Raw genomic sequence first — 9,526 nt, forward strand, 5'->3', positions numbered from 1 at the left:
CCCAGCCCCACCACCGCCAGCCCGGTTGATCTCCCGGCGTTTTAAAAACTATCCGAAACGACTACTGACACACGCACCTAGGACAAGGACACAGACCATGAACATGACCAAAACTGCACACCACACATCCGCCCCCGACCGAAACCATGGCCGGACGCCTCTCAGGCGGCGGTGGGTCGGCATCACCGCCCCCCTCGCCCTGGCCCTCGCCGGAGGCCTGGCCGGCGCCCTGCCCGCCCATGCCACCACCGGCCCGGAAGCACCCGCAAACACCAGCGCATCCGTCGTGAAAGTCGACACCGGAATCGGCACCTGCACCGGCACCCTGGTCAGCCGGCTCTGGGTCGTCACCGCCGCAAGCTGCTTCACCGCCAACCCCGCAGACTACCCCAGCCTCACCGCAGGCGCCCCACCTCGGCCTGCGAAGGTCCTCACCGGTGCCGACGCCGCCACCCGCGACAAGCCCGGCACCGCCGTGCTGCAAATTCAGACCGCACCCGCCGCACTCGCACGCGACATAGTCCTCGTTGAGCTGGCCCTGCCCATCGACACGATCACCCCGGCCAAGGTTGCAGTGACCGCACCCCAGGCTTCCGAAACCCTGACCTTCACCGGTTTCGGGCGCACCGCGACGGAATGGGTGCCTGACAAGCCCCACACCAGCGACTTCCAGGTCGGCTCACTGGCCCCATCAACACTCACCGTCACCCCGGCAACACCCGGCGCAGCCCTGTGCGCCGGGGACGGCGGAGCACCAGGGATCCGCACCACACCTTCAGGTCCCGAACTGGCCGCCATCGTCAGCACCAGCACACAGGGCGGCTGCCTCTACTCGCAGGCCACCGATTCCAACGCCACGGCCACCAGGATCGATGACCTCATCGACTGGATCGCAACCACCACGGCCACAGAGTCAGCCCACGCCTCAAGCCACCTGATCAAAACCAATGACGTCGTGGCCTCCGACGCCGCCAAGCTCCTCTACCGCTACCCCGGAAACGGCAAAACCCAGCTCGGCATGCGCGAAGTCATCGGCTCCGGCTGGACCGGGCTCAAAGCGGGATTCGTCGCCGACTGGAACGGCGACGGAATCCAGGACATCGTGGCGCAGACCACCGATGGGCGCCTCGACGTCTACCTCGGCTCAACCAGCGGGTACCTGCGCCCGATCAGCCTCGGCACCAGCTGGAAGGACTGGACCCTGGTCGTCGGGCGATGGAAAAAGGCCGACAAAAACCCCGGGATCATCGGATACAACGCCACCGGAAGCCTCGTCTACCTCGGCAACCCAACAGGGACCACCCTCGCACCCGCAGTGGCCATCGGCAACGGGTGGACCGGGCTGGGCCTCACCATGATCGACTTCGACAAAGACGGCAACCTCGACCTCCTCGCCAAAGACACCGCCGGGGAACTCAAGCTCTACCGCTCCAACGGCGCCGCCGGATTCATCGCAGAGACACGACCCGTTGTCGGAGTCGGCTGGAGCACTATAACAAGCATGAACCCCATCTACGACTTCGCCGGCACCGGCAGCGCCGGCGTCGTGGCCAGAGATGTCAACGGCCTGCTCCGCTACTACCCGGTGACTGCACCCCGCACCTGGGGGACGCCAATCCAGATCGGAAATTCATGGAACCCCATGACAATTTTTGGGCAAACGCCCAGATAGACCACGGCCGGCACGACTGATCTTGCCGCAAGCCGCAAAGTCAGCCACACCGGGAAACCGAAAACAAGGTCAACCTTTCCGCACCATCGTCACCCGACAAGGCCGGACGGAGGAATTGCACGGACAGAGACCGCGTCCACCCAAAGGCACTCTACTGCACCGTTTCGGCGCAGTAGAGTGCCAGGTCACATTAAGACCCGGGTTTCGTTGACAGGCTAACTGGCCAGACCGCCCCTTCAACGAAACCCCGACAAGAACAGGACCTACGGATCATTCGCAGTTTGGCTTACAAAAGTGATCCAAATTCAGGCCGGGCGAGACGACAAATCGGGGGCAATCGCCGTTAGATTGTGGAAATCAACGCTCCAATCCCCCAACAAAAAACCACCAACAAGCATTTTTCATGGCCAAATCGGGCAACTTGCCGACCAGGCCGAAACCGCGCCCTGAACAACGCGAACTTGTGAAGCACGACGGACCGCTCTCGATAACCAGTGGCATGCCATCCGCCATGCCGATGAACCTGCAAACGGTCATCCAACTGCAGCCACGGCGCTACGCTGCAGGGCCTCGTCACGTTTTACTCACGTTTTTGAACGAAAACCCATGCCAATCCATGGCATGTCAACGGGGCACTGTCGTCCCGCACTCCCCCGGAAATTGGCAGTTTATGGCGTCGATCGAAAGCCGTTGGCATGATTCTCCTGAGTTTCTCTTGGTCGCAGGTTCGATTCCTGTCCGGGGCACGCAATATGGCTCTGACCTGCGGTTTTACTCCGCCGGCGAGGGGCGACGGGGGACCAATCCACGTTTTACTCACGTTTTGAACGAAAAGATGCTCACGTTATTCACGTGGTGAGCTGCGAAATAGGTTCAATTTCTACTCACGTTTTTCGACAGACTGGTCCGAAAGTCGCGAGAATCCGAGGTTTCCACGGGTCTGGACAACTTGGGGGCTGTAGCCGATAAAATTGACCCTCCGAGCGGACCGCTCCCACCGCAGGTTCGAGTTCCCGCACCGCCAGCCCGATGACGACGTCCGGCTCTGCTTCCCCGACCGCGATGCCACCTCCGGGGTGGGCTGCATACACGACGACCGACGGAAAATTGACGTTCGACCATCCGTCAGCTTGGACCATCAAGGATCCCGCCGGTGAAGTGCCGGCAGGAGGCGGTGTGCGGGATCGCCCTCCAGGTTCTCGCCGTCGCCCAGGATGCCGCTCGTAGCGGCCCTCGGACGTCCAGCGCACGGCCCATGGTCTCGACCGCCGCGTCGGGGCCCATGGTCTCAACGGCCGTCTCGGCATGTGTCGCGGAGTGGACGACGCCGGCCGGTGCCCCCGGCGTCGTTCATTGAGCACGCGCGGCGGGGAAGGTGGGGCGTGTGTCGGCGGGGCTGTTTCGACGTGCGCGGGCTTCCCGGCAGCGGGACATCACTGAAACTTTCGAACGAGGTGCGTCAAGCTTGCCGACAATAGGCAAAGAAGAAGGATGCACCTGCTGGCCGTTTTCATGGCCCAGGCAACGGCTTCCGCAGCCGGTCGATAAGGAACTCGACCTCAACCACAATGACGACGAGCAGGGGAATATTCAAGATGATGAAAACCACACCGATGCCTGTGCCCCAGACCTCGGCGTTGCCGTGGCCAGGGTTGCCCGCGCCGCCCACCCACGGGTCGTTGATGAGAATCCAGTATGAATGGCCGACGACGAAGAGCAGAACCGCCGCCTGGATCCCGACGGCCCAGAGATGACTTCTCCAGGCGGGCCATAAAACAAGGAGCAGGATAGCGACCTCGGTCACGCCGAGTCATGGAATGACCACATGCGCCAGTGCCTCGGATGCGTGGGGTTTCAGGTTCCCCCAAATTATCAGGACCGCAATCAGGTCGGCCATGATCAGCACAACCCGAACCCGCACCGGGGTCCTCGCCGGGATGACGGCCCGACCCTGCTGGGATTTTGCAATCATTTCGCCCTCCCTGCACTACCGGTGATCCGTCCGGGCGGCCCGTATGGCCTGCCGCCGCAGGGACATCCACAGTCGTGTTGGTGGGAGCCAGGCGAAAACAGCGCCGATGGCAGGAAACAGAACGAAGAGCATGCCCCCTTGAATGAACATGAATTGGTTGAGTGCCTGCCAGTTCAGCGCCGCAGCACCGCCGCCGGTTACCCCGTCCGGAACGGAGGGATCCCAGGCCAGATGAGCCAACTGGGGCAGGTTTGGGACGCTCGCCAGGATGGTCAATACGGCCAGTGTGGAGACCAGGATCAGGCCAGCGCGGAAGCCGCGGAGCACCATGGCGGTACCGGTGGCAATGAGCACCAGATAGATGCCTATCACGGCTGTCCCTGCGACCGTCCAGAATGCCTGTTCGCCGTAGAGGGAAACTGGGGCCAAGACTGTCAAGGCATACAATGACAGCAGTATCCCTGCGGTGATGATTCCCAACCATGCCGAGACAGCAATCGTAGCGGTCCACGGCCGTTTGATCGCACCGCCAAGCTGTGGTACCAACATGGTTGAATTTTACTCTGTTCCATGCCCGCGGCGCCAAGAGGCCATTAGATGACTAGTGCGTATCCGGTTAGCTCAGGTTAGGTCAGCGACAGTCATGAAGCGAGCTCGAATCAGTCCTATTCGTCGCAGAGACTCTNCGGCAGGTGATTCGTGGCTGAACATGGTCGAGATCTTCTTTGGCATCATCGGCAAGATCAAACGCAAATGTGACAGTAGATCCAAGGGCTTGGCGGGACTACATTGTGACCAATGAGTGCCTCCAACCTTCCTCCCGACCCCAGTCAAGGCAAAGTCCCGCCGTACCCGCCACCGGCCTTGATTGAGTTCACACCTGCCGGCGGCTTCTCCGGCATGTTCAAGGTGCACGGCCTCCCCACCGAACTCAAGATCTCCTACTGGATCTGGATCTTCGGCGGTCTCCTCAACGTGCTGTCCGGCCTGTTGCTCCTCCCCGTTGGCTACGGCTACCTGTCCATGGGGACCAACCCTCCAGGAACGATCTTCGTGGGGTTGCTGCCAGTTATCCTCTCCTTGGTCGTTGCGGCGGCGCAGATCCTGCTGGCCACGAAGATGAAGCAAGGCAAGGGATGGGCCAGGGTCGCTCTTTCGGCGATTCTGGTCATATCAGTCATTCCGCCGCCCTTTGGATTGATTGGATTGAGCGGCATTTGGGGGGGATCTCTGGCCGGTCTCATCATCCGGCTCGTGGCGACCGCCCTTTTGTGGCTCCCTAATTCACAGGCCTGGTTCAGCCGCATCAAGCGCCGCGCCTGAACAACATCTCCGAGGAATCCTTTCCGGTCGTTGGATGGAACGCAGCCGATGCGCGCCTTTGCCCCAAGGTCCTCAATTGGGTCCGGCCATCATCACGCAACAGCGTGGTATTCGCTGCCGTTGAAAAGTTCCCGGCCGGACAAACGGGACAGGCCTGCCCGGGGCTTCACTGATTCCTCTGACGGTGTGCCCGCCCTAGGTTCCATTTACGGAACCGGCACTGTCATAACCCACTGGACCACTAGTGCTGAAAAAACTAGGACATTTGCCGTTGAGGGTCACAAACTCAGACTTCGAAAAAAGTTCGGAGCGTTCCACCAGCCGGACCGTCAGGCTCACCCAAGCCCTGGCCGAGAAGGAAATGGCGCAACTGAACTAAACCCCGGACGGAATGGCCACCCATCAAATCAATTTTGTGGGCAGATCTCATGACCTATTCGGGCATTCTTACTGGCCGGCAGCGGGTAGACTTGGCCGCTGGTGGGCAGAAACCAGTGGCCCCTGACATCCCTTCAGTCCGGTTGAGTGGGAATGGGAATGTCGGCCCGGGTCTCCATCAAGTTTCCTGAGGTCCCACCCAGATCCGGCTGGAATACATGCCTCCCGACGCGATGGACGATACTGGGTAACCGGCCCTGCACCCACCAACCGCGTTTCCACTCCGTGCCGGTGAGGTCCTCAGTGTCGTATCGGGACGTTATCGCGACACCCCTGCAGGACCGTCTACGGTGCGCTGGATTTCTCCGGTCGCGTAGGCGCGGTTTTCCAGCATTCGTCCACCGCACCATGGGATAGTCCACTGTGATCATCCCGTCCGTGTCTGGAGATTCATGAGCCACCCTTCACCCTCGGCCCTGGCGTCCCTGCGGCGCACCGGCGTCCTGGTGTTAGCCGTCGCGGCCCTCGCCATGGCCAGCGCCTGCGCCCCGGCGACCCCCCCCTCCCGCGCCCGCCACCACCGGGCGGACCAGCGCCCCGGCCACGCCCGGGTCGTGGATGGTTCCACTGCCGGACGGACGGGACATGTCCACCGTCGCAGGCGCCTACCCGATGAAACTGCAGTCCGCGACGGCGTCGGGCACGTGGGCTTATCTGGACGGTGCAACAAGCTTCAATGCAGCCATCGACCACCAGCTGCTGGCGGCCCTGGACAAGCACACCGGCGGGCCGTACCAGCCGGCGTGGACCCTGCCCCAGCAGCCCGTCCGGACACTGCAAAACTAGCCGTGCATGGATCGCTGGCGCACGCCGGCGGGAGTTTTCTGATTGGCCGGTTGCGGACGACAACACCGTCCAGACAGGGCCCCGGGAGCACGGTTGAGACAACGGTCGTCTATGACTCCGGGACGGGGAGAACCGTGCCGTCGGCAGAGCTGGTGATCCCGGGGCACCGTGGTCAACTGTCAATACTGGCCCAATCCTCGCACGGCGTGAACGCCACGGCGCCTTTGTCGTTGACGGATCTGGCGTTCGATGACGCCGGGAACCTCACCCTCACCCTTCCCGCCGCCGCGCCAATACTTTCCGACACCGGATACCGGTCCTTGACGGTGCCCGCTGCCACAGTCCGGCCCTGGCTGACCGTCTTGGGCCGGCGCGTCCAGGACGGCGCCGCCCGGCCATGGAAGCCGCCCACCCCGGACCCCAAAGCCCTGCGGCACGTCAACTGCGACATCGTCGCGTGTGCGGCCCTGACTTACGACGACGGACCCGCCCAGGCGACGACGCCGCGGCTTTTGACGATGCTTGAGAAGGCCGGGGTCGGGGCCACTTTCTTTGCCGTTGGAGGTGCGGCGAACTACAGCCCGCAGCTCGTGAAGGCCGAGCACGACGCCGGATTCACCGTCGGCAACCACACCTGGAGCCACCCGGACCTGCGCCGGCTCAGCCCCGGTGCCGTCGTTGACCAGATCCAGCGGACCAACATTGCCGTCAAAGCCGCGACCCGGGAAGAGCCGACGTTGATGCGCCCGCCGTTTGGCGGTGTGGACCAGATGGTCCGGCAGAACGTGGGAATGCCCATCATTTTTTGGTCGGTCGATTCCCTGGACTGGCTCACCCGGGACCCGGCAAAATACATCCCCGCCATCATGCGCCAGGTCTCCCCCGGCGCCATCGTCCTCGAACACGACATCCATGCCACCACCGTTGACCACCAGGTCGAGTTGATCGCGGACCTGCAGCGCGCCGGATACACCCTCGTGACGGTCCCGCAGCTCTTCTCGGGCATCGACCTGCAACCCGGGCAAATGTATGGCTGCCGCGGCCACGGCCGTGGCTGCACACCATCCCCGGGACGGTAGCCGCGCAGCGATCCATCCGCGCCGGCGGGTCCTGGAGGCGATCCCGCCCGTGAACCGCACCCGGGTGTGCGTGGCGGATGCTACGGCACGACGTCCCGCCCCGGGACACCGTGTATTGGTACTCCCGGGGGTGGGCCGCCGACGTCACCTGCGACCGGATCCACGACCCGGTTCGTGCCGCCGCGCGGGTGCGAGGCGAGGAAGAAGGCCACCGGTTGCAACCGCCTCATCGCGGGCGGCACAACCGGCCTGCTGGTCGTCGTGCCGGTCACCGCGGCCAGCCTGCAGGACCACGACGGAGCCGGCTGATCCTCGGCGGCCCGGATGACGATGCCCTCGATCGTGCCGGTGCGGGCCGACGGATGCTGCAGGGCACCGTGCCGATCGTGAAGACGCCCCCAGGGCCTCACCCCGTCGAGGCCCTGTCCCGGCGCCGGGTTGTCGAACGCTCCCTCTCCCGGCTCGTCCGCTGCCACCGCCTCGGCCATGACTATGAACGGCTTCCCGCCCACGCCGAGACGATGGTCAAGTGGGCCATGATCGGACTCATGACCAGAAGGCAGGCACAGGCCCCCGAACACCGGCCCATGGCAGTAGGGAACAGCAAAATGAGCACTTTCCCAGCACGATAAAAGGCCATGCAACGCCGCATCCCGTATGTATGACTCTTAACGTATATAACTTTTGATCTGCGGCGATGTGTGGCAGTAACAATTTGGGGGCACCCTAAAGTGATCACGTCACCCCGGCAGCAGTGGCGCCTATCATGAAACCCTTCATATAGCAAGCCAAGGGGTTGAGTTTCATGATAAAACGACGTTCATGGCTGGCAATCTTCGTATTGATTGCCGGGTTCGGGCTGGGGGCCTGCGGACAGCCCGCTCCCAACGCAGGTCCGAGTTCCCGCACTGCCGGCCCGACGACGATGTCCGCCTCTGCCTCCCCGACCGCGGTACCAACTGCGGGGTGGATTACATACACGACGACGGACGGCAAATTGACGTTCGACTATCCGTCCGCCTGGATCATCAAGGATCCGGCTGGTGAGGTGCCGTCCGGAGGCGGCGTGTTTGTGGCGGTCGCCAACGCCGACGGCAAGCAGATGGCGACGCTACGCACTAACATGGCCACGGCCACCGAATGCACCCGGAAGTACCCATACTCAATACTGGACTCCGTGCCGCTGCCGGCGTTGGCCCAGGCCGGGTCGACGCCCCGGTTCACCTTCGAGTCCCGGCTGGACGCCGCCGCAACGGATCCCATGAAACGCAATGTGTTGGCCTATGGGATCACGTCCGCCCCGGTCCCCACGGGACCCGCCGCGTGCCCGATCTTCCACTTCTTCACATGGCCACCGAGCAGCGCGACCTTCGGCGGGGCGTACAACCCGTTCGACGCCACGGGGGCAACAAAGCCGGCCGCGGACACGCCCGAGCTGTACATGCAGACGCAGGAATACAAGGACATCAAGCGGATGATTGTCTCGCTGCGTCCAGCCTCCTCGTAGGGAGGCGGTGGTCTGCCTGCCCCTGAGCGGCCGTCAGGCGATGGGCGCGTGGCGGCCCGGTTCAGGAATGGTCAGGCTGAGCCTACCTCAGCCAGCCCGGCGTGGTCAGGACCTCGCCCGTTTCCAGCCAGGTCAACAGGCCGGAGAGGTTTATCGGCCAGCCCTCGTTGAGCTGGTCGTTGGCGCCTTCGCGGAACTGATCGTGCGTGACGGTCAGGTGGCATGAGGCGCCGACCGGTTCGATTTCCCAGGTGATGCGTGAGGCGCCTGCCCGTCGCTGCGCGGGATCGCCTGAGACTAAGGGGCGATTAGATACAAGAAGGGCCTGCATGATTCTGCCCGGCGAGAACCGCACCAGGTATGGCCGCATGTCCAGTCGCGAAAGTGCGCACGGCTTCACACCACGCCACGCCTGAGCGGGAGTTGTTCAGTTATCGATGAGTGGTCAGTAGGCTCGCTGTATGGGGTCTCAAAGCGTTGTGTTCATCGATGCGGGTTTCCTTCTGGCCGTCGGAGGCCAGCAGGCGGCGGGAACATCCTTGCGATCGGTTTTTGACGTTGACTACGAGGCGCTTATCCAGGGAATCTTGGTCCGGGCCAGGGAGTTCTGTGGACTGGAGGCGCTTCGCGTGTACTGGTACGACGCGTCCAAAGACGCGGTCTTCACTAACCCGAAAATCAGCGGTGAGGTGGGCAACGCAGGCTGACCCGGTGGAGTTGCCGGGTTTCGTCATGAGTGGTTGGCGGCT

Annotated in this window: 10 protein-coding genes and 1 pseudogene; 6 read left to right on the forward strand and 5 right to left on the reverse strand. The window is 63.1% G+C overall.

The window, feature by feature from the left end; genetic code table 11:
- Positions 1-103: 103 nt before the first annotated feature.
- The gene (locus EJC77_RS19830) at positions 104-1,672 is read left to right on the forward strand and encodes a trypsin-like serine protease (RefSeq protein WP_205787531.1); all 1,569 of its coding nucleotides are present in this window, start codon (positions 104-106) and stop codon (positions 1,670-1,672) included.
- Between the two features lie 1,510 nt (positions 1,673-3,182).
- Here EJC77_RS19830 and EJC77_RS19835 read toward each other — a convergent pair.
- Genes EJC77_RS19835 through EJC77_RS19840 form a run of 3 tightly spaced genes read right to left on the reverse strand, consistent with a single transcriptional unit; the run spans position 3,183 to position 4,193 of the window.
- Complete coding sequence (locus EJC77_RS19835) at positions 3,183-3,476, reverse strand: hypothetical protein (RefSeq protein WP_125616923.1); 294 nt, start codon at positions 3,474-3,476, stop codon at positions 3,183-3,185.
- Positions 3,477-3,482: 6 nt separating this feature from the next.
- Positions 3,483-3,644, reverse strand: a complete 162-nt coding sequence (locus tag EJC77_RS20565; RefSeq protein ID WP_164520504.1) for a hypothetical protein — start codon at positions 3,642-3,644, stop codon at positions 3,483-3,485.
- A gap of 15 nt (positions 3,645-3,659) precedes the next feature.
- Complete coding sequence (locus EJC77_RS19840; protein ID WP_125616926.1) at positions 3,660-4,193, reverse strand: hypothetical protein; 534 nt, start codon at positions 4,191-4,193, stop codon at positions 3,660-3,662.
- Positions 4,194-4,442: 249 nt separating this feature from the next.
- On the opposite strand from EJC77_RS19840, the gene EJC77_RS19845 reads away from it, so the two are divergent.
- The 3 genes from EJC77_RS19845 (at position 4,443) to EJC77_RS20575 (ending at position 7,270) form a co-directional block, all read left to right on the forward strand.
- Positions 4,443-4,967 (forward strand): hypothetical protein, encoded by a 525-nt coding sequence (locus EJC77_RS19845; protein WP_240630390.1) that lies wholly within the window; start codon positions 4,443-4,445, stop codon positions 4,965-4,967.
- A gap of 1,023 nt (positions 4,968-5,990) precedes the next feature.
- Positions 5,991-6,191, forward strand: coding sequence for a hypothetical protein (locus EJC77_RS20570; RefSeq protein WP_164520505.1), 201 nt, complete (start codon positions 5,991-5,993; stop codon positions 6,189-6,191).
- 134 nt (positions 6,192-6,325) lie between these two features.
- Positions 6,326-7,270, forward strand: a complete 945-nt coding sequence (locus tag EJC77_RS20575; protein ID WP_164520506.1) for a polysaccharide deacetylase family protein — start codon at positions 6,326-6,328, stop codon at positions 7,268-7,270.
- Between the two features lie 80 nt (positions 7,271-7,350).
- Here EJC77_RS20575 and EJC77_RS21295 read toward each other — a convergent pair whose 3' ends face one another.
- A complete protein-coding gene (locus tag EJC77_RS21295; RefSeq protein WP_240630391.1) occupies positions 7,351-7,782 on the reverse strand; it encodes a hypothetical protein in 432 nt (143 codons plus the stop codon).
- Between the two features lie 485 nt (positions 7,783-8,267).
- On the opposite strand from EJC77_RS21295, the gene EJC77_RS19860 reads away from it, so the two are divergent.
- Complete coding sequence (locus EJC77_RS19860; RefSeq protein WP_240630392.1) at positions 8,268-8,777, forward strand: hypothetical protein; 510 nt, start codon at positions 8,268-8,270, stop codon at positions 8,775-8,777.
- 82 nt (positions 8,778-8,859) lie between these two features.
- Here the strand turns inward: EJC77_RS19860 and EJC77_RS19865 are convergent.
- Positions 8,860-9,045, reverse strand: a pseudogene (locus tag EJC77_RS19865) (SRPBCC domain-containing protein); the annotation flags it as partial.
- Between the two features lie 193 nt (positions 9,046-9,238).
- Between EJC77_RS19865 and EJC77_RS19870 the strand changes: the two are divergent.
- The gene (locus EJC77_RS19870) at positions 9,239-9,484 is read left to right on the forward strand and encodes a hypothetical protein (RefSeq protein WP_205787535.1); all 246 of its coding nucleotides are present in this window, start codon (positions 9,239-9,241) and stop codon (positions 9,482-9,484) included.
- Positions 9,485-9,526 lie beyond the last annotated feature (42 nt).

Origin of the sequence: Specibacter cremeus, assembly GCF_003946885.1 — a bacterium.
Classification (GTDB): Bacteria; Actinomycetota; Actinomycetes; order Actinomycetales; family Micrococcaceae; genus Specibacter; species Specibacter cremeus.

What these genes read in the sequence shown, in the direction of transcription:
- EJC77_RS19840 (WP_125616926.1), bottom strand. Translation starts at nt 4,193, where the DNA reads ATGTTGGTACCACAGCTTGGCGGTGCGATCAAACGGCCGTGGACCGCT.
- EJC77_RS20565 (WP_164520504.1), bottom strand. Translation starts at nt 3,644, where the DNA reads ATGATTGCAAAATCCCAGCAGGGTCGGGCCGTCATCCCGGCGAGGACC.
- EJC77_RS20570 (WP_164520505.1), top strand. Translation starts at nt 5,991, where the DNA reads ATGTCCACCGTCGCAGGCGCCTACCCGATGAAACTGCAGTCCGCGACG.
- EJC77_RS19870 (WP_205787535.1), top strand. Translation starts at nt 9,239, where the DNA reads ATGGGGTCTCAAAGCGTTGTGTTCATCGATGCGGGTTTCCTTCTGGCC.
- EJC77_RS19830 (WP_205787531.1), top strand. Translation starts at nt 104, where the DNA reads ATGACCAAAACTGCACACCACACATCCGCCCCCGACCGAAACCATGGC.
- EJC77_RS19845 (WP_240630390.1), top strand. Translation starts at nt 4,443, where the DNA reads ATGAGTGCCTCCAACCTTCCTCCCGACCCCAGTCAAGGCAAAGTCCCG.